This window comes from Nostoc sp. PCC 7107, assembly GCF_000316625.1.
In the GTDB taxonomy this organism is placed as follows: Bacteria; Cyanobacteriota; Cyanobacteriia; order Cyanobacteriales; family Nostocaceae; genus Nostoc_B.
On sequence record NC_019676.1, the window covers coordinates 2,057,656 to 2,079,050 of the forward strand.

A 21,395-nucleotide genomic window follows, 5' to 3' on the forward strand; every position below is an offset into this window, starting at 1 on the left:
AAATACACAGGTGACACTAGCGATCGCCTCAAGCCTCAACAGAGTGTATATGAATTGCACTGAAAAAGTCTAACCAAAGATTTTATATAAGTAATACTGGCAGAATTGACGAAAAACTCTTGAAATACTTACAGTCATCCACATCATTGTGCGTCCTGGCCGAATAGTCCAGAGAATAAACTGTTGAAGTTTCATTAAGAGGACTCATATTTGTGCTTTCCGTGGGAACTATATGGACAATTGCACTAACAGAGGCTAGAGGGAATGGCAACTCATGAATTTATGTGAATCTCCGGTAATCTTACTTAACTAAACGTTACATTATGTCTGGTTTAGGCAAAGCTGAGGTTTTTTAAGTGTAACTACTGAGAAAAATCTAGTTAAATTTTGCTAATTTAGCAGTATTCTTTGAAATTCGTTTATCTAAAAGTTGATTAAAGACAAGGAGATTGTTTTAATTTTTACTGTTTGTGAAGTTACTTCTCCTAATGCTGATCAATTTTAATGATGGTAATTAATTTAACTTTTAATTACCCATATAAAAAAGGTGTAAACATCAAAAATCAATAGCATCAAGTTACTAATGCTCCAAAATTTATCCTAAGTATTTGTAGTATATTTTACGCAAAAAACTAAGTTTTTTTGAGCATGGTAACTAAAACACGTACGAATTGATATGACACATCTTGAATTTAGCTGAAGTAAATGCAAAATCTAATTCCTATGAGTAGTCATCGGTTAATCCAAAAACTACATCCACTATCTTTATTAGCACAGCTAACTAGTCGACGTGCTACGGGATGTTTACGTGTATTTACTGGATCAACTTCATGGTCAATCCATCTAGAAGAAGGTAAACTTACTTATGCTTCTTCATCTGATAAGGTGTTTGAGCGACTGGATAATCAGTTACGGCGTTTGAGTCTGAATATTCCCACACTCAATAGCGCTACTCGTGTTCAGATGCGACTGATGTTTGAACCAGCTAGTGAAAATCTGTCCATACCATATCCAGACTACCAAGCTATTTGTTGGTTGGTAGAGCAGCGTTATATCAGTTCTATGCAAGCAGCTACCTTAGTAGACGAATTAGCTAAAGAGGTGCTGGAGTCATTTTTAATTTTAAAAGAAGGAACATACGAATTTTATCCTGACACTTCATGGAATGAACTACCAAAATTCTGCCAGTTAGACTTGCGTTTACTAGTGGAATATTGTCAAAGACAATTACGACATCGTTATCATATCCAATCACCAGTTAATGTTGCTAAAGGCTCTCCAGTTTTACCTGCAATTAATTCCCTGTCTAATGGCAAGACATTAACTAAAAATAACTCTAGTGAAAATAACAATCAGAAATATGTCAAGCAATTAGAAAAAACTAGCTTATATACAGTTGCTTGCATTGATGATAGTCAAACTGTGTTAAATTCTATCAAGCTATTTTTAGATGAAACCACTTTTTCAGTAGTGACAATTAATGATCCAGTTAAGGCATTAATGCAGATTCTCCGCAGTAAGCCTGACTTGATTTTGCTAGATGTAGAAATGCCCAATCTAGATGGTTATGAACTTTGTTCATTATTACGAAGGCACTCAGCATTTAAACATACACCTATTATTATGGTGACTGGTAGAACAGGATTGATTGATAGAGCTAAAGCCAAAATGGTCAGATCATCTGGTTATTTGACTAAGCCTTTTACTCAATCAGAATTACTGAAAATTGTGTTTAAGCATATTAAATAATAATGTCTTTCCCATAAAAGGAGAATTAGGAGTGAGTCTGACTTTGGTTGGCACAGTTTTAATTGTTGAAGATTCGCCCAGCGAATTAGAACTTATGAGTCATTATCTCAAAGAGAGTGGTTATAACGTCATCAAGACTAGTGGTGCAAAAGAAGCTCTAGAACAAGCTATTTTGCAAAATCCTGATGCGATTGTGACTGATGTTGTCATGCCGGGAATGAGTGGTTTTGAGTTATGTCGTTCACTAAAAAAAAATCCGGCAACTCAAAAGTTACCAATAGTTATTTGTAGCTCAAAAAATCTAGAAATTGATAGATTATGGGCAATGAAACAAGGTGCTGATGTCTATATTACCAAGCCATACACACGAGAACAGTTATTAAGAGCTATTAAATCAGTGGTGATTTAAATCAATGAATAATTTTAACGCTATGCTTGCTGAAAAACCTCAGCAAAATCATCTCAGAGATGGTTATCTGAAGTTTCAGCTAAATCAACAAACTGCTGCTATGTTGGCAATGAATCACACTCAAGAAGCTGTGATTTTACCTGTAGAAGCTATTACTCCGATGCCGAATATGGCTGGATGTATCTTAGGATTAATGAATTGGCGGAGTCGGATAATTTGGGCTATTGATTTACCACGAATGCTCAATTTAGAAGCTATAGATACGCGAAGACAGCAATATAATGTCATCGTCATTAAGGTAGAATCACTGCTGTTAGGTTTAGTTGTCCAAGAAATTAAAGGTACAACTAAAATTATGCTTGATGATATTCATTCTCCTATTGGACAAGTAGCATCTAGTTTAGTTCCTTATTTGCGTGGATGCGTTGTGCAACAAGAAGAGATATTGCTGGTATTAGATGCTCAAGCAATTGTGCAATCTTCTATTCTCCGCAGTGATTAAGTTGTCTAGAATTCAGATAACTTGAGATATTTTTGATGTACCTATGCAGGAGAATTTCAGGATGTTTAATAAAACTGACACGGCTAAGAGTGGTGATGGTAAAAATCGTGCTTCTTTGATTACATCTACCAAACTTTCTGAGAGTAAAATTCCACTAAATAATAGTGCTAATGCTGCTAAATCTGATGGTGAGATGCAGCATAACTTAGGTGGAAATTTAAAACGGCTGAGTTTAGAAACAAAAGCCACAATTATTGCGATCGCCATCAGCACTATACCAGCTTTAGTCATAGGTGCGATCGCCTATACTTTTGCGAGTAAATCATTGACTCAGCAAATTACCCAATCTCAAACGGCTGAAGCTGTTGGTTTAACAGATAAAGTTAACCGCTTTATGTCTGCAAGATATGGAGATATTCAAATACTAGCTAACTTGCCTGTATTTGTTAACAACAACTTAACAAGAAGTACTAATACTCCAGAAAAACAAGCATTACTAGATAAAATTCTTGCAGCTTATCAAACTTATAATAGTATTGCTGTCTTTGGCACAGACGGTAATGTGATTGTGCAGTCTTCTGGTGAAGCCCTAGATAACCAAAAAGATAATAACTATTTTCAAGAAACTCTGCAAAAAGATGCTGCGGTAATTAGTCAACCAGAAAAATCTGCTGATATTTATCTAGCTGCACCTATCAAAGATACAGTTACAGGCAAAACTTTGGCAGTTGTCAGAACCAGCCTACCGACGAAAGCTTTAGAAGACACCATCAAAAACTATGCTGTTAACGGTTATCAATACGCTTTGCTAGATAATGCTGGCAAAGTTTTCTTAAGTTCACGCCCAGAATTATTAGGCAAAGAAGCAAAAGCCGAGTATCCTGGTTTAGCCAAAATTCTTGCGACAAGCAATATCTCTACCCTGACAACTGTTCCCCAAAGCCATCATAGAAGACAATTAATTAGTTACGTACCTGCGCCAAAAATTGCCGGGTTATCAGATTTAAATTGGCAAGTCTTATTGACTACTGATGCGGCAATTTTATATGGTACTCAACGACAATTGTTGTGGATAGTTACCATTGGTACAGGATTAATTGGACTCGTTGTTGCCGCGATCGCAGCTTGGTTAGCCAAGCGTACCACACTGCCGATTATCAATGCCACCGCTGCCGTCGCCAAACTAGGACAAGGTGAACTCAACACCCGCCTGGCATCAGAAAGAGAAGACGAGCTAGGTGTATTGAGTGCCAATATTGACAACATGGCTGCTCAATTACAGGTATTCGTTAAAGAACAAGCCGCCGAAATTGCCCAAACCAAGACTGTTACTGAATCAACTTCCACAGCCGAACGCCCAACACAAGAAGCCTTACAACTGCAACTATTAGAACTACTAAATGACATCGAAGGTGCAGCTAGAGGTGATTTAACTGTACGCGCTGATGTGACAGACGGCGAAATAGGCACTGTTGCCGACTTTTTCAACTCTATTGTCGAAAATTTGCGGGATATCGTCACCCAAGTTAAACAAGCAGCCACGCAGGTAAACACTGCTATTGGTTCTAACGAAAGCGCTATCAGCCAACTTGCTGACGAAGCACTAGTGCAAGCTGAGGAAATTAACCGCGCCCTTGATGCTGTTGATAAGATGACACATTCCATGCAGGCAGTTGCCAATAGTGCCGAACAAGCCGCAACTGTAGCTAACAACGCCGCCCAAAACGCTTCCAAGAGTGAAGAAGCAATGTATTTAACCGTGCAGAACATTCTCTCTCTACGGGAAAGCGTTGGCGAAACAGCCCAAAAAGTTAAACGTTTAGGAGAATCTTCGCAACAAATTTCTCGCGTGGTGTCCTTAATTAATCAAATTGCTATGCAAACCAACTTACTCGCCATCAACGCAGGTATAGAAGCCGCCCGTGCTGGTGAAGAAGGCCAAGGTTTTGCTGTGGTAGCCGAAGAAGTAGGTGAGTTAGCAGTCCGTAGTGCAGCTGCTACTCAAGAAATTGAACAAATTGTCGAGAACATTCAACGGGAAACTAGCGCTGTTGTTCAAGCGATGGAAATTGGTACTACCCAAGTTGGCGAAGGTGCGCGGGTAGTTGAAGAAGCCAAACAAAATCTTGGCCAAATTTTCGATGTTTCCCGGCAAATTGATTCTTTAGTACAGTCTATTTCTTCTGCAACCGCATCTCAAGTGCAAACATCGCAAACTGTCAGCTTATTAATGAAAGAAATCGCTGCTATATCTCAACGCACTAGAGATTCTTCCAGCGTAGTTTGCCAATCTCTCAAACAAACTGTAGAGATTTCTCATAAGTTGCAAGAGACTGTGGAGACTTTTAAAGTTAATTGATTTTGTCACTTGTCATTTGTTCTTTGTCTTTTGTTTACGAATGACCAATGATAAATGACTAATAATTAATGACTAAATAATAAAACCAATGTCACAAGATAAAGAATTAGAAATCCAGATGCAGTTTCTGGAAGAAGCGACAGATTACCTCAATACTTTAGAAGCAGTATTGTTGGAAATAGACACTAGCCATCGCATAGATTTAGAAAAAATTAATGGCGCACTCCGTGCTGCCCACTCAATTAAAGGTGGTGCGGCAATGATGGGATTTCGAGTGCTAAGTGATTTAGCACACCGCTTAGAGGATGCTTTTAAAGTATTAAAAACTAGAAAAAGTTCTCTAGAAATTGACCAACAATTGCAAAGTTTATTACTGTCGGCAATTGATTGGATGCGTCAGATTGTCGAATTACTCTCAACAGAAAGTGTCATTGAGGAACAATGGTTAACAAGTTTTTGTTTTCCAGTTTTTGATGAGCTTTATCAACGTTTAGGTGATCCTAATCCTGAAGATGCAACAACTATGTTGTCACCAGAAGATGGACAAAATATTATTCCTTTATTATTTGAAACCGAAGTTGAAGGCTGTTTACAACGGCTAGAATCTGTGTTGGCTGACAGTCAACAACCTTGTTTGCAAGAAGAAGTGGCAATTATGGCTGCTGAGTTGGGCGGTTTGGGAGAAATGCTGCAATTAACGGCGTTTACTCAACTCTGTGATTCCATCAAACGCTGTATCGAATTTGCTGCACCAGAAAGCATTCCGGAAATTGCCCAAATTGCATTGCAAACATGGCGGCGATCGCAAGCTTTAGTCTTAACAAATCAATTCGATAGTTTACCTAGAGCAATTGAGTTAAGTGAAGCATCAAGCACCTCTACAAATTATCATCAATTTGAGCAACTTTCAACCGCAGATGCGATCGCCCAATTCCTTGCTACAGATAACGGTGTTCACCAAGAAGTAGAATTAGCAGAAACACCATTGATGAGGCAAGCCGAAGAAATAACTGTTAGTAATTTCCTCCCCTTAGATGTAGAGATTAATCAAAGTATTAGTCTGCCGGAAATCAACACCATTATTGCTGAACACAAAATTGAAGTAATTAGTAATGGCAAAGACCGCGAACATTCCGAAAACTCAGTCAGAGTTCCCAGTAAACAACTAGAACAAATTAATGATTTATTTAGCGAACTCATAGTTCAAAGAAACGGTTTACATTCACAACTCGAAAAATTGCGTAAACTCTCACGGAATCTCAACCAGAGAGTACAAACTCTTGATCGGGAAAATCAAGAACTACGGATGGCATATAACAGAGTGCTATCAGCTAATGCACGTCAGTATCAGCTGGTATCCTTCGACAATTCAGATACTAACTTAGTACCAGAAACCTCTCCCAATACTCAGCACTCCCTAGAAGAAATTAATTTGCGATCGCAAGATGTCATCGAAACAATTGTCCAGGTACAAGAAGTTTCCACAGATATTCAATTAAGTGTAGACGATGCCGATCAAATTGCTCGTAAATTAAACAAAACATCCAAGCAATTACAAACAAAGATTAATCAAGTGCGGATGCGTCCAATTTCTGAGTTAGTTGAGCGTTTTCCTAGAGCCATCCGCGATTTAAATGTAGAATATGGTAAAAATGTCCAATTAAAAATTGAAGGTGGCAACACTTTAATTGAACGTAGTATTTTAGAAGCATTAAATGACCCTTTAATGCACTTATTAAGGAATGCTTTTGATCATGGTATTGAAGAATCAGCCACTCGCCACAGCTTAGGTAAACCAGAACAAGGATTAATCGAAATTCAAGCCACTCACCGCAGCAATCGCACAATTATTACCATGCGAGATGATGGACGAGGTATTTCTTTAGAAAAAATTCGTTCTCGCGCCTTAGCAATGGGTCTAGATAGTTCTTTATTAGAAAATGCGAGTGATGATGAACTACTTTCATTAATTTTTGAACCAGGGTTTAGCACTTCTGAAAAAGTCACCGCCTTATCTGGTCGTGGCGTGGGGATGGATGTAGTTCGCAACAACCTCAAACTTGTACGTGGTGATATCACAGTTGATACCGAACCAGGAAAAGGAACCACCTTCACCTTATCAGTACCCTTTACCTTGTCTGTGGCGAGAGTGCTGTTAGTTGAAACTAGTAAAATATTACTGGCATTTCCTACAGATGTGGTTTCTGAAATATTTTTACTTCAAAGCGATCGCATTATCTCAATGGGCGGTAGCGAAGTCCTCAATTGGCAAGGTACAATGATACCCTTGATTCGCCTGGGACAATATTTGGATTTCAATTGTCCGCGTTACGACAGTCCAGAACTGGAAACTCCCGCAGCCATTAACGCTAGTAGTGTATTAATAGTCAAAGGTAACAATCAAACTGTTGCTGTCCAAGTAGACCGTTGTTGGGGTGAACAAGAAGTTGCTATCCGCCAAATTGAAGGTAATATCCCTTTACCAGAAGGTTTTAGTAACTGTACAATTCTCGGTGATGGTCGAGTAGTCGCCTTAGTTAGTGCTAACGAATTACTATATTGGATTGCCACTAACCAAAACACTCCCAAAAATAATCAACTACCCTCAGTCAGATTAAAAACACCGTTCCTCTTTGTTGATAGTGAAAAACTCGCAGCCTTACCTCCCAAACCAAAAGGCAAGATTTTAATTATTGATGACTCAATTAATGTCCGCCGCTTTTTAGCACTTACTTTAGAAAAAGGTGGCTACCAAGTAGAACAAGCAAAAGACGGTCAAGATGCTTTAGAAAAATTAGAAACAGGCTTGCAAATTGCTGCTGTAATTTGTGATATCGAAATGCCCCGTCTTGACGGCTATGGATTTTTAGGCAAAGTCAAAAACAACATTGATTGGAAAAATATTCCAGTCGCTATGCTGACTTCTCGCAGTAGCGATAAACATAAACAACTCGCTATGCAGCTTGGTGCTAGAGCCTATTTTTCTAAACCATATAACGAGCAAGAATTACTCTACACTCTAGAGCAACTCATTGACAATGTAGCCGAAACAGCAGCTTCTAATTGAATACCAACTCAATAAATACTTGCGTTCATTCCTCGCCTCAAGCTGGGAATGATATTTTTTTGCCTTGAAGATTTACCTAGCGATGGCGATTTGATTGTCAACATCAAATTCAACATCGCCTGATAGTCTTACTTATACAGCTTGCATAATTGGCCGTAAGTAACCTGATAGGTACATGTACAACTTAGCTAAAATTTTTATATTGGGAGGATATCCTAGACTTAATACCCGTGAAGCATTAGTTTGATCATAAAAAAGTTAATTTAGTTACATTTTTCCAGATTCAGTTAGTGTATTTTGTGTACCAACTTTACTGGTATCCTCCTTGAAGAATCCTATTACTAAGATAGTTAGCATTATCCGACTCTTCGGCATCCCTGTATCTATGCTTACTTCGTCTTTACACAAGATATGCTAAAGTTTCTCAACTGCTGATGTTTAATTAAATTCTCCAAATTTAAATAGTTATGACAGAGCAATCAGATTTTCTATCTAATCTCTCTGATTTTCTTTATCCACGTAGTTGCTATTACGGTCAGTTCAAGCCAGAATATTTAGTATTTAACGCTAATTTACAAGAATTTGCTCAACGAGTGAGCTACATTAGTAACCTGCAAACAAATGGTAAACTTTCTCCAGAAGAAGCTTACCAGCAAATAAAGGCTTTGTGGAAACAATTAAAACGTGCAAAGAAACAACTAGAAATTAGGACAGATGTCTTAGATTCCAACAATACTTAATATTGGTACATCATTTTTAATAAAAAAACTTTGTGTTCCTGTCGGCTTTACTCCAAAGGAAGAACATCATGGAAGTGGTTGTAGTCGATATAACGATGTCCATTAGATGCGTGGTGCAGTATATCGACAAACCGATGATTCCATAAAATCTCATTACTACCATAGCTATGACGTGCATGAACAATTTGTGCCACGGTTTCATCAATGCCACTTAAAGACACCATCAATACACAGTTAGTTTGACTTAAAGATTCTGGTGTCATTCCATATAAAGGACTAGACTGATCAATTACGTGCATCACCGACCAAGTCAAGGTAAAGCCAGGAGTTTGTTGTCGCAAAAGTTTGAGATCATATATGCGGCGCATAAAATCACCTTCTGCTGTAACTTCATCACGCATTAGATACACCCGCATCTGTGCTTCCAAAATTAAATTCCGCCGCTGGTTAGCAGTGCGAAACATCAGAGTCGGCGCACCATCATAGGGTACAATTACCGCCACACGACTAAAGATGACACGCGCAGTTGGACGAGAAAACCGTGCAAAGGCTAACCCTGTCATCACAGCAATTCCCATCACCCCAACGATCGCCTCTACCGTAACAATGATATTGGCATAAGTTGTTTTGGGATACATTGCACCGTAACCGATGGATGCCAAAGTTTGCACACTAAAGAAAAACGCATCTACAAAAGAACCTGGACGAGCATTCGTAATACAATCTCCCCCTAATAAATACGCCAAAGCAAACAGAGTGTTAATAATTACATAAAAAGCACAAATTAATAGTACAAATCCACTCCAAGAAACTGTCAAGAGTAAATGGTAAGGATCGCGCCAGTAGGAGTGCCATACACCTAAGCCCATAATCTCCACATTACCATTGTGATATTTGAGATGAATGATGGGTTGTGGACGCTGTCGTTGCTTTCGTGCGAGTCTTTTGAGTTGAAATTTCATCGGGTGTAGCCAAAAGAACGGCGAATCATTGCTATGACTAAGGCTAAAAGCCGCTGTTATCTGATACAGTGCAGTGGCTAAGTAATACTGGGCGCTTTGACACTAGTGATGAACCGAAATTTCTGGATTACGGCTTTAGTTGCCTTGATTAATTCCCTCAGTTTGACAATTTTAATCCCTATTATCTATCTTTATGGCAAACAATTTGGGCTGAGTGATTTTCAGACAAGTTTGTTATTTTCGATTTATTCAATAGCTCAGTTTTTCTCCACACCTGTGATTGGTAAATTATCCGATCGCTTTGGGCGCAAACCTTTGTTGATTATTAGTTTAGCCGGGACAGTGATTGCCAATGCGATCGCTGGGACTGCAACCACAGCTAGTTGGCTATTCTTCGCCAGATTTCTTGATGGAATTACTGGCGGTAATGCTTCTGTGGCGCAGGCGATTATTTCTGATGTCACCGCCCCCGAAAATCGCGTTAAAGCTTTTGGGATTTACGGTGCAGCCTTTGGCGTAGGTTTTGTGTTAGGGCCAGTTACAAGTTTGCTGGCGCAGCAATTTTCTCTGGGGACAGCTTTTTTAGTTTCGGCGGCGATCGCCTTTTTCGCTCTGTTAATTACAATTTTCTTTTTACCAGAAACTCTGCAAACTAAAGCTGCTAAAGCCAACAACCTCTTTGACCTCGGATTAGGAAATTTAATTCGTGGTTTAGCTATGCCAAAAATTGGCATATTACTCATTATTAACTTTTTTATCGGCACAACTTTTACAATTTTTACCTATGCTTTTCAACCTTATTTTATTAAGGTATTAGGACAAAATAGTCAATCTTTGACACTTGTATTTATCTTATTTGGCGTATTGGGAACAATCATGCAAACTTGGGGTGTATCCCTTCTCAACCGTAAATTTAATATTGTTAGTATATTATTTTTAGCTTTATTTATCCGCAGTTTATCATTTATAATCATGCCAATTTGGCATAACATTATTTATTTTATTATAGTTGCCATTGTATATTCTTTATTTAACTCTTTAGTTCAACCCATGATTAATACGTTAATTTCACTCAATGCTAAGTCACAGGAACAAGGCACAGCAATGGGTTTGAACTCTTCTTATTTAAGTATTTCCAATGGAATTGGCCCGGTAATTGCTGGTATGCTAATCAATCAATCTCATCCCCAAACTTATAGCTATCCCCTCTATTTAGCAGGGATTCTGACTTTTCTAGTCTTATTTTTAGCAATCTTGACTCGCAAAAACTATCTTCCTCATGGCACAGAAAAATAAACAAATTACACCAATCTCTGCATATACATCAGTCTTTGTCAAAAAATGTGTAGATTTCAGCGCCTGAAGTTATTTCCATATCACAAATTGTCAATTTCTGTAGTCAATTTGACGACAGTTTAATAAAAAGTAGCATATACTCGGTTATATAAGCCTCCGAGAAAGAAAAATAGCGGAGAATTTAAACTTAGTCAGCAGGTAAATCCTATGCAAACAGTATGGGAATCAACAGAATTAGAATATGCCTTTCTGTTCACCTTAAGAAAGGTAAATTCCATTAATCCCGAAGGTTTTAAGCCATTCTTTCATAATTTGCCAGTTGATCCTTATATCAAGGGCAATTATCGTTTAAGAAGATTATCTCGGTTTACCGTTTCTGGGAACGAGTTAATTAAGCTACCACATGGTTATCTGTTTCAAAGTAAAACATACAATCCTTTATTAGGAGATGTCAAAAGAGAATTTGCGGAATTAGAAGACAGCATGATTGAGCTTGATATCTTTAAAAAGATGGTCTTAGCATTTAGTGATTCTTCTAAACTGCATCCAGAAGCAGAAATAGGAGTTCATCAAATCAGAACCATCTGTTCGGCAGAAAATATGGGAAATCCTGCACCTGAAGGTATTCATCAAGATGGTACTGATTTTATTGGAATATTCTCTGTTGCTAGAGAAAATATTCAAGGAGGCGAAACCCATTTATACACTGCAAAAAAAGAAAAGCCAGTATTTAGCAAAGTGCTGCATCCTGGTGAACTGTTATTAGTTAACGACCACGAATTTTTCCACTTTACCACTCCGATAAAACCACAAATTGATGGGTTGGGAATTAGGGATGTTTTTGTGTTGACTTCGCCTAGCTTACTAACTGAATAATTATTGCCACGGTAGATTCATTTATAGATATAGAACAAAATTTGTTGATTTTACCTTCCCAACATTAATTTAATTGCGATATGGGGAATTGGATGTAGTCACTTCCCCATATTTTTTATATGGATTCAAGAAGAATAGGGCTGATAGTGGTTAATGAAGTTTAATGCGTATTGAATTAATAGCGAATCTTAAAAAAATCTTTGTCGTTCTTTGCTCAGTTCCCAACCTTTTTTATCTCGGTTAACACAAGTTAAGCCTGTCTTTTTAGATGTGCAAGTAAAACCTTGATAACGCAATGTTTTACCATATTGCAAAACAGGACTGTTTGCATCTGCTACAGTGTCGCCATAACAACCCCGATAACCATTCCCTCGCGCATTCAGCTTAAATACGTGACCCCAGTCTAATTGACAGTCTTTGGGTTGAGGTGGGATTCTTCCAGTAATTTGTAAAACATCACAACGAATACTTTGATCTGCAATTAAGCAGTGAATATTCTTAGAAGGTGTTTGAAATTGGGTTTCCGCTTGGGCGATCGCCGGGAAAGATATGCAGGAAAATATAGTTGTTGTCAGGATGGTCAAAAAATTTTTGCGCTTCATGAAAAAACCTTGTATGAATGAAAAAGTTATCCATAGCAAATTTGTCTCTTCAAGACTGGTGCTAATTTTTCAAAATGCACATACTCTTCTTTTAGACTTTGCTAAATTTAATTATATTCGTAAATATTAATACCCGCAAACACTGAAACAATTGCAGTGTTCTTAAAAAAGTAAATCGTTAAATGATTGTCAGCATTGATTTTGAGGTATTTATGATAATTAAATAAGATTTAATTATAGAATATAGAGTGAATTTTACACATGAATAACTTAAGTATCAAGTAGCTAAGAATCATAGTTTTAGAGAGTTCTCACGTAAGTTCTGATTCAATTTCCCGCCTTGACAAATCAGCCGCAAGAGCAAGGCAGAATAATTCCCATCCGCGATTTAGGGCATTGTCATCAGTTAAACTTTACTTATTCACATCATGAGTCCTGAAGACATCACTGCTCAAACTACTTCTGGAAACAACCATGACCAACCGATTCATCTCTCTGGGTCGATACAGCCGCATGGTTTATTACTCGCACTCAATGCTGAGTTAGAAATTTGGCAAGTTAGCAACAACACTCAGAAATATTTGGATAAACAACCCCAAGAGTTACTTGGTCAACAATTGAGTTGTTTACTGGCTACTCCACAAATAATAGCCATTGAACAGTGTTTAGAGAAAAAAATTGGTAGTTTCACAACTTTTAAAATACCCATTACAACTATCAATGGAGAACAATATTTTGATGGGGTTGTTCATCGGACAAGCAATGCTTTAATTGTGGAACTAGAGCCAAGAGACAGTAATGATGAGGTAAGTTTTTTAGGTTTTTATAGTTTGGTGAGTGAAGCGATCGCCAAATTACAAAATACCTCCAACCTGGAAGAGTTTCTGCATTTAGTAGCTACAGAATACCGCAAAATCACTGCTTTTGACCGAGTGATGGTTTATCAATTTGACGAGCAAGGTGCGGGTGCGGTGGTTGCGGAAGTCAAACGCGAAGATTTACCGCCTTATTTGGGACTTCACTATCCGGCTACAGATATTCCTGAACCTGCAAGACAGCTATATACTCAATGTTTGCAGCGATTTATCCCCAATTTCTCAGCCCAATCTGTGGAGTTGATCACACAAAATTCACCCGACACTACACCCGTTGATTTAAGCTGGGCTGGATTGCGGAGTGTTGACCCTTGCTGTGTTACATATCATCAAAATATGGGTGCAGCAGCTATTTTGGTGATTGCTTTAATTAAAAATCAGCAGTTATGGGGGTTAATTTCTTGTCATCATCAAACACCCAAGTATCTAACTTATGAAGTGCGGAAAATCTGCGAATTGTTAGGACAAATTGTCTCCTTAGAGTTAGGACATAAAGTCATTCACTCAGAATTAGACTATGAAGTCCGGCTGAAATCTCTCCAGGCGGAATTTGTCGAGTTAATTTCTCAAGCAGATAATTTTATTGATGCGCTAATTAAACCGCAACCGAGTTTATTATCTCTGGTGAGTGCCACTGGGGCGGCGGTATGCCTAGATAATGAAATTACCCTGGTGGGTGCAACACCAAATATAGAACAAGTGCGATCGCTAATTATTTGGGTAGACAGTCAAATTAGCAATCGCATTTTTACCACCGATTCTCTACCGAAACAGTACCCAGAGGCGATTGAATTTAAACATACCGCCAGTGGCTTACTGTTGTTACGCATTTCCCAAATCCAGCGTTATTATATTCTCTGGTTTCGCCCAGAAGTTGTACAAACTATTAATTGGGCGGGAAATCCCAACACATCAATTCAGGTACAGACGGATGGTAGCGTTATTTTTTGTCCGCGCACATCCTTTGAAAAGTGGCAAGAAATAGTCCAATTAACTTCTCTACCTTGGAAACAGTCTGAGATTGATAACGCGTTGGCTTTAAAAAATGCGATCGTCGGGATTGTCCTTTCCAAAGCGGAAGAGTTAGCCAAAATCAATCAAGAACTAGAACGCAGTAACCACGAACTTGCATCCTTTGCTTATGCGGCTTCTCACGACCTTAAAGAACCCTTGCGCGGCATTTATAACTTCTCGACAATTTTAATCGAAGATTATGCCCAAGTTCTTGATGAAGATGGCATTGACTACTTACAGACTGTACTTTCTTTGTCTGTGCGGATGGAAACTCTGATTAATTCCCTGTTACGTCTCTCACAACTAGGACAAACAGAACTCCATCTCCAACTTACCGATCTCAATGAATTATTGAATCAAGTAATAGATGTGATTAGTGCTAGTCGTCATGACGCTGAACTTGATATTCAGATTCCTCGCCCTTTACCAACAGTTCAGTGTGACGCAGTATTAATCAACGACGTTTTTACTAATTTGATGATCAATGCTTTGAAATATAACGATAAATCAGAGCCATCAGTTGAAATTGGCTTTATCAGTGAACAGGAATCAGATAAACTCCCAAAATCTGCCGTATTTCCTGTTTTTTATGTCAAAGATAACGGTATTGGCATTCAAGCGCATCATTACCAAACTATCTTTCGCCTATTTAAACGGCTACACTCTCAAGAAAAGTATGGCGGAGGAACGGGAGCAGGACTCGCCATTTCTAAAAAAATTGTTGAGTTACACAACGGTCAAATTTGGGTTGAATCCAGTATGGGTGATGGTTCTACCTTTTATTTCACTTTGCGAGAATAGTTTAAGATAATTAAAATTTTTTGTTACATTTTTTAAAATCTCTGATGACGAAAAAACTTAACAAACCTCTGTTGGTTGTTGAGGATAGCAATGAAGACTTTAAAGTGTTGCAACGCCTGATGCGGCGGTTGGCTGTCCAGAACCCCATATACAGATGTACTAATGGGGATGAGGTTTTAGACTTGCTTTATCAAGAAGAAAGTTCGCAAAACCCTAACAGCATACCAACGCCTTCTGTCATTTTGCTTGACCTGAATTTACCGGGTATTGATGGCCGTGACATCCTCGAACGGCTCAAGCAAGATATGTGTTTAAAAAAAATCCCCATTGTGGTTTTTACCACATCATCCAACCCCAAAGACATTGAATTTTGCTACCAAAAGGGGGCTAATGGCTATTTAGTCAAGCCGATGGATGCTCAAGAACTACAAAAGACGGTTCAAGCATTTGTTGACTATTGGTTGGAGAGTAATACAGTGCCACCTGGGGATTAAAAGTTAAAGGTAGAGTGGGCAAAGTTTGCCCACTCTACTTTTCTATACCTGAAAGTTTAAGATTTTATTTATATTTTTGTAATGATTAATTAACAATTGCAGTAATGTATGGGATTCTGAATGAAGGAGTGTAAACATTCTCCCCCATTCTTAATATGCCGGACACCTGGACGCTACTCATCATTGATGATTGTGCCGAGGATCGGAAAATTTATCGTCGATATCTCTTAAAAGATCCTCAAAATTCATATCAGATATTCGAGGCCGATTCTGCGGAAGAAGGGCTGGCTTTGTGCCAATCAATCCATTGTGACGTGATTTTGCTGGATTTTTGCCTACCTGATATGAGTGGGTTAGATTTGCTGGAGCGTTTGAAAAAGCGTAAGGTTGAAGCCCCTGTATCCATAATTATGTTGACAGGGCGTGGTGATGAAGCAGTTGCAGTACAAGCAATGAAACGAGGCGCGTATGATTATTTAGTTAAGCAGCACCTCCAGTTAGATGTATTACAATTAGCAGTCCGCAATGCCATTAAACAATCTTGCCTAGAAGTTAAACTCAGCAAAACGCAAGAACGACAGCGTTTAATTGCTACGACAGCACTTCGTATTCGCCAGTCGCTGAATCTAGAAGAAATTCTGCATACGGCTGTTGTTGAAGTCCAGCAACTTTTGAAGTGCGATCGCGTGATGGTCTATCAGTTTACTTCTGATATGGATGGTAAGATAGTCGCATCATCTGGAGAACCTGAGCAAATATGCGATCGCCTCTGGGATACTTGCTATCAAGAAGAAAGCAGCTTTGTCACTACACAAGTAGCTCATAGTAGCGTCACAACTAAACAAAAAAATTTAGTTGTGGCTTACAGCAATCTTGGCGAAAATCATCATTGGCGATGCAGAATTTCCCATAACCATGAAGCGAGTTTGAGCCATTTGTGTTTTCATATAAAAGAACAACTAAATGCTCAAGCAAATCTGGTAGTTCCCATTAATCTGAACCAAAACAATAACCCCAATCCAAAACTTTGGGGATTTTTGATTGCTCAACCTACTTCTGAAGATAGACTATGGCCAGATGACGAAGTAGAGATTCTCAATCAAGTATCCGTCCAATTAGCGATCGCTATTCAACAAGCAGAACTATTAGCGATGACTCAAGCCGCATTAGTCAAAGAAAAGGAACTCAACAAATTTAAATCTCAAATCGTCACCACAGTTTCTCACGAATACCGCACACCCTTAGCTTCCATCTTGGCTGCTGCATCAACAATTAAGCAGAACGGCGCACAACTGAATGAGTCGAGAAAAAATCGCTTCTTGCAAATCATTGAGCAAAAAGCTAGGCATCTTTCCAAACTAGTGGATGATATGCTGTTAGTCCATCAACTCGAACTCGACAAAACAAAATTTAAGCCGCAGCAGCTAGATTTACTGCAATTTATTTCCGAGTTAATCGAAGATCAGCAAGAAGTATTAGGCGATCGCCATGAACTAATTTTACAGGTTACAGGCAATCATCAAAACTTTTGGGGCGATCGCGGACTTTTACGGCAAATATTGTTGAATTTATTATCCAATGCCATCAAATATTCACCAGCAGGCGGCAATATAGAAATTTATCTGAATGGTAAAGAATCCGAAATTCTCATAGAAATTCAAGATAAAGGCATTGGTATTCCTGTAGCAGATCAAGAAAACCTGTTCAAATCCTTCAGTCGTGGGAGTAATGTTGACACCATCCCAGGAACAGGTTTGGGCTTAGTAATTACTAAAGCCTGTGTAGAGTTACATGGCGGCAGTATTAGTTTATCTAGTCAAGAAGGACAGGGAACTAAAGTTACCATTAGGTTGCCAAGGCAGCATTCTAACTCGTAATTCATATTTTATCCGGTGTGCAACTTTCTCTCTCACCTAAACCCCAATCCCTTCTCTAGAACACTAATTAAGTAATCCTGGAAAAAACTCTTCAATGTTTGGAGGTAGGTATACTTTGCAATCCGGATAAAAATTATTAATTTTTGTTAAATTATATGATATTTTTGTAACAGGTCACGAAAGCTTGAACGTCTAAACGCTCTTGCCCACGTCCTTTTGCTAGTTGTAAATACAATTAAGGTTAGGTGTGTAAATATGCCAATTACAATAGACTCGGCTCGTGGTATTTTTCCAGAAACCCTATCTGCTGATGCAGTACCAGCCACAATTGCTAGATTTAAGCAACTCAGTGCAGAAGATCAGCTGGCATGGACTTGGTTTGCTTATTTAGAAATGGGTAAAACAATTACTATTGCGGCTCCAGGCGCTGCTCGTATGCAGTTTGCCGAAGGAACTCTCGATCAAATTCGGAAAATGACTTTTCCTGAGCAAAGTCAGGTGATGTGCGATCTAGCCAACAATGCTGATACTCCTATTTGTCGTACCTATGCTACTTGGTCAGCAAACATCAAACTAGGGTTCTGGTATCAACTTGGAGTATGGATGGATCAAGGTATCGTTGCTCCCATCCCTGCTGGTTATCAGCTCTCTGCCAATGCTTCAGCAGTACTGCAAGCAGTTAGAGAACTGGATCAAGGACAACAAATTACCGTCTTACGCAATTCTGTAGTTGATATGGGATTTGATCCTAACAAGTTGGGCGACTATACCAGAGTCGCTGAACCTGTTGTTGCGCCTAAGGATGTGTCGCAACGCACTCAAGTCACCATTGAAGGACTGACAAATGCAACAGTGCTGAGTTATATGGACAACCTTAATGCCAATGATTTTGGGGCATTAATTGATTTGTTCGCACCTGATGCAGCTTTGCAACCTCCTTTCCAAAGACCAATCGTTGGCAGAGATGCTATTCTGCGATTTTTTAACGAAGAATGCCAAAACCTCAGCTTGCTTCCAGAACGAGGTGTTGCTGAACCAGCAGAAGAGGGTTACACCCAAATCAAAGTTACAGGTAAAGTCCAAACTCCTTGGTTTGGCGCTGGTGTCGGGATGAATATGGCTTGGCGATTTTTAATTAATCCTAAAGGCAAAATTTTCTTTGTAGCAATTGATTTGTTGGCATCTCCTAAAGAACTATTAAATTTAGTTCGCTAGAAGAAGTACTGGCTAATAGCTATACCTTGAATGATTGTGTGAGCGCTCTCTAGTCAAGGGCGCTCCTATTTTTTGCAGCAAATGACCCATTGATAAAACAATTAAACGTATAAATTTTAAGGTTCGGAATGCAAGTGAGTGAAATTGAATGGTCTAAGACCGAGGAAGATATAGCTAAGCAAGCGTTTGAAAAAGCATATCAACGAGAAATTGAGGCGGTGATCCAAGAAGTTCAGCAAAGATCCAAGATGATGACACAGGCTGATGAAATGTGGCAGTTACACGATTTCTTAAGTGCTAGAAGGCATGAAATAGATGGTAAATACGAATACAGATATTCAGTTCTCATCTTTGTCTTTGCTAGGTTGATTAAAGAGGGTTGGCTACATCTCAACGAACTACAGGGACTGGAAAAAGATAAGTTGACCAAAGTAGCCGTTATGACTCGGATGTAAAAGGCGACCCAGCCGCATACTTGATAGCAGCAGACAAACAGAAATGTTTTCTGCTGCATTTCTTTTGTACCAGCACTTTGATTAAATTCTGCAACGCAGCTTTTAATATGGTGCAAGATAGAATTTACGGTGGGCAGATTGCAACATACACCTATAAATTCCCAATTATGAATAATCACGAACTCTATTTTCAGGGGTTAGAAAAAGCCAAACAAAAAGATTATGCTGGGGCGATCGCAGATTTTAGCCAAGTAATACAGCTGATGCCATTTGATGCAGAGGCGTATTTGCACAGAGGTTTGGCGTATTATGATTCAGGGCAAATTCTTTTGGCAGTTTCCGATTATACCGAAGCCTTAAAAATTGATGCTAAATTTGTCGAAGCTTATTATAGTCGTGCATTAGCGCGAGTGGCGCTAAAAAACTTCCCTGGCGCGTTGGCTGATGTAGAACAGGCGATTAATCTGCGTAGTAATCATGCCGCAGCTTATAATTTGCGGGGAATAGTGCGCCGCAAACAAGGATTTATTCAAGATGCGATCGCTAGTTTTAAACAAGCCGCAGAATTATATTTACAACAACAAGATAAAGAAAATTGTCGTCTCTGTCTAGAACAAATTAAACAGCTAAAACCTCCAGTTAAAGCAGCCGTACAAGTGCAAAATTCGGTAACTGCACCTATCATCTCTACCAAAGATTATTTTACGCAACTATTAGACAAAGCCGAAAAGGGAGATACACGGGAGGCGATCGCCGATTTAAACTGGGTATTACAAGCAGATCCTCAAGATGCTCAAGCTTATTGCTGTCGAGGTGTGGTGCGTTGCAAAATGGGGAATTATCGTGAAGCTATAGCCGATTTTAACCAAGCACTGTTACTCAAGTTTCAAGATGCTATCGTCTATCGCAACCGAGGTAAAGCCCGTGCCTTTTTGGGAGATCATCAAGGTGCGATCGCCGATTTTAACCAAGCACTCAAAATGCAGCCTCAAGATGCTTTGATATATGTTGCCAGAGGCAATGTTTATCGAGCAATGGGTAATTATCTAGGGGCAATTCAAGATTATACCCAAGCTCTGCAAATTAATTCTGATGATGCCTCAGCTTATTACAATCGTGGCATTGCTCATACATTACTCGAAGAAATGCAAAGCGCGGTAGAAGATTATCAACGTGCAGCTAGTATTTATTGTGAACAAGAAGATTGGGATAATTACCAACAAGCTTTAAATAGTCTGCAAAAAATCCAGACAACTTATCCTGAATCGAAAAAGCAAAAGTATAACTTATTACGCCAAAAACTTTTGCGCTTAGTTGGCGGTTATTGGGAAATTGCTCAACGATTAATTGACCAAAAACAAGATTATTATCCAGGGATGTCAGATGATTGGTATATGCAAAAAGTGATTGAGGATTTAGAACGCGATCGCGGTAGATAATCACATAAATTAACCAGCAAAATGCAGAAAATTATTGATTAATTAATGCTCAACTATAGTACTTAAATTTCATTGATAAACTATATGTAAGATGGGCATTTTCAGTCAAAATTGCCATTAACCTAGAATATAGAAGTGAATGCCCGCTTTACAGATGTCTAAGTTTTCGCAAATTATCAACAGACCAAATATCAGGACTTATGTCTAAACATTTGCTGGATAAGTATTGATTTTTCAGATGATGTAGATAAGAATAAATATAACTCTCATAAAGAGTAAGCGATCTTGGTGAAAACCTAACCTTATCCAATGTCCGAAGTCCGCAAATGCGGACTTTTTTTTGCAATAAATTGTTATTATTTGCAACACATATAAGAGCAGAAAATATTAGATTAGTTATGTCTACAAAATGATTGATAAATATTGCTTTATCGGCGCAATTTAGAAAAAATAAAATGTCGTCTGACACATTTATTCCCCAGATCAGTAATAATTAAACCTTTTAGTTATATAGTTAGTCCGCTAAAGCGTATTTTATTTTTCATAAGAGTTCACGCCATTGGGACTTCCCATAAGATAGAGTCTCAAAAAACACCAACTTTTTTAAGTAAAGCTGATATTATCTTCAATATTTTTATACTTTTATGTATATAATTTCATATA

Annotated in this window: 16 protein-coding genes; 14 read left to right on the forward strand and 2 right to left on the reverse strand. The window is 38.5% G+C overall.

The features are described 5' to 3' along the window. The first annotated feature begins 705 nt into the window (after window positions 1–705). The 6 genes from NOS7107_RS08890 to NOS7107_RS08915 all read left to right on the forward strand — a co-directional run bounded on the left by NOS7107_RS08890 (window position 706) and on the right by NOS7107_RS08915 (window position 8,826). Window positions 706–1,749 carry a response regulator gene (locus NOS7107_RS08890; RefSeq protein WP_015112644.1) on the forward strand — a complete coding sequence of 348 codons (1,044 nt, stop codon included), beginning with the start codon at window positions 706–708 and terminating at the stop codon, window positions 1,747–1,749. Between the two features lie 31 nt (window positions 1,750–1,780). Further along, the gene (locus tag NOS7107_RS08895; protein WP_015112645.1) at window positions 1,781–2,158 is read left to right on the forward strand and encodes a PleD family two-component system response regulator; all 378 of its coding nucleotides are present in this window, start codon (window positions 1,781–1,783) and stop codon (window positions 2,156–2,158) included. Between the two features lie 4 nt (window positions 2,159–2,162). Then, on the forward strand, window positions 2,163–2,660 hold the full coding sequence (locus NOS7107_RS08900) for a chemotaxis protein CheW (protein ID WP_015112646.1): 498 nt from the start codon (window positions 2,163–2,165) through the stop codon (window positions 2,658–2,660). A 61-nt stretch (window positions 2,661–2,721) separates the two neighbouring features. Further along, on the forward strand, window positions 2,722–5,019 hold the full coding sequence (locus NOS7107_RS08905; protein WP_015112647.1) for a methyl-accepting chemotaxis protein: 2,298 nt from the start codon (window positions 2,722–2,724) through the stop codon (window positions 5,017–5,019). 88 nt (window positions 5,020–5,107) lie between these two features. After that, window positions 5,108–8,086, forward strand: coding sequence for a hybrid sensor histidine kinase/response regulator (locus tag NOS7107_RS08910; protein WP_015112648.1), 2,979 nt, complete (start codon window positions 5,108–5,110; stop codon window positions 8,084–8,086). Between the two features lie 467 nt (window positions 8,087–8,553). Then, window positions 8,554–8,826, forward strand: a complete 273-nt coding sequence (locus tag NOS7107_RS08915; RefSeq protein WP_015112649.1) for a hypothetical protein — start codon at window positions 8,554–8,556, stop codon at window positions 8,824–8,826. Window positions 8,827–8,873: 47 nt separating this feature from the next. Here NOS7107_RS08915 and NOS7107_RS08920 read toward each other — a convergent pair whose 3' ends face one another. Further along, entirely contained in the window at window positions 8,874–9,788 is a 915-nt protein-coding gene (locus tag NOS7107_RS08920; RefSeq protein ID WP_015112650.1) for an ion channel, read from the reverse strand. A 108-nt stretch (window positions 9,789–9,896) separates the two neighbouring features. Here NOS7107_RS08920 and NOS7107_RS08925 point away from each other — a divergent pair, with 108 nt between their 5' ends. Both NOS7107_RS08925 and NOS7107_RS08930 read left to right on the forward strand, forming a co-directional pair. After that, the gene (locus tag NOS7107_RS08925; RefSeq protein WP_015112651.1) at window positions 9,897–11,084 is read left to right on the forward strand and encodes a tetracycline resistance MFS efflux pump; all 1,188 of its coding nucleotides are present in this window, start codon (window positions 9,897–9,899) and stop codon (window positions 11,082–11,084) included. A gap of 207 nt (window positions 11,085–11,291) precedes the next feature. Next, window positions 11,292–11,960: a 2OG-Fe dioxygenase family protein gene (locus tag NOS7107_RS08930; protein ID WP_015112652.1), complete on the forward strand. Its 669-nt coding sequence runs from the start codon at window positions 11,292–11,294 to the stop codon at window positions 11,958–11,960. Between the two features lie 188 nt (window positions 11,961–12,148). Here NOS7107_RS08930 and NOS7107_RS08935 read toward each other — a convergent pair whose 3' ends face one another. Further along, complete coding sequence (locus NOS7107_RS08935) at window positions 12,149–12,562, reverse strand: DUF6636 domain-containing protein (RefSeq protein WP_015112653.1); 414 nt, start codon at window positions 12,560–12,562, stop codon at window positions 12,149–12,151. A 428-nt stretch (window positions 12,563–12,990) separates the two neighbouring features. Here NOS7107_RS08935 and NOS7107_RS08940 point away from each other — a divergent pair, with 428 nt between their 5' ends. The 6 genes from NOS7107_RS08940 to NOS7107_RS08965 all read left to right on the forward strand — a co-directional run bounded on the left by NOS7107_RS08940 (window position 12,991) and on the right by NOS7107_RS08965 (window position 20,732). Beyond that, window positions 12,991–15,252: an ATP-binding protein gene (locus NOS7107_RS08940; RefSeq protein WP_015112654.1), complete on the forward strand. Its 2,262-nt coding sequence runs from the start codon at window positions 12,991–12,993 to the stop codon at window positions 15,250–15,252. Window positions 15,253–15,296: 44 nt separating this feature from the next. Then, on the forward strand, window positions 15,297–15,746 hold the full coding sequence (locus NOS7107_RS08945) for a response regulator (RefSeq protein WP_015112655.1): 450 nt from the start codon (window positions 15,297–15,299) through the stop codon (window positions 15,744–15,746). A gap of 155 nt (window positions 15,747–15,901) precedes the next feature. Then, on the forward strand, window positions 15,902–17,623 hold the full coding sequence (locus NOS7107_RS08950; RefSeq protein WP_015112656.1) for an ATP-binding protein: 1,722 nt from the start codon (window positions 15,902–15,904) through the stop codon (window positions 17,621–17,623). A gap of 255 nt (window positions 17,624–17,878) precedes the next feature. After that, window positions 17,879–18,838 (forward strand): orange carotenoid-binding protein, encoded by a 960-nt coding sequence (locus NOS7107_RS08955; RefSeq protein ID WP_015112657.1) that lies wholly within the window; start codon window positions 17,879–17,881, stop codon window positions 18,836–18,838. A 128-nt stretch (window positions 18,839–18,966) separates the two neighbouring features. Next, a complete protein-coding gene (locus NOS7107_RS08960; RefSeq protein WP_015112658.1) occupies window positions 18,967–19,293 on the forward strand; it encodes a hypothetical protein in 327 nt (108 codons plus the stop codon). Window positions 19,294–19,460: 167 nt separating this feature from the next. Continuing rightward, window positions 19,461–20,732, forward strand: a complete 1,272-nt coding sequence (locus tag NOS7107_RS08965; protein ID WP_044500656.1) for a tetratricopeptide repeat protein — start codon at window positions 19,461–19,463, stop codon at window positions 20,730–20,732. Window positions 20,733–21,395 lie beyond the last annotated feature (663 nt).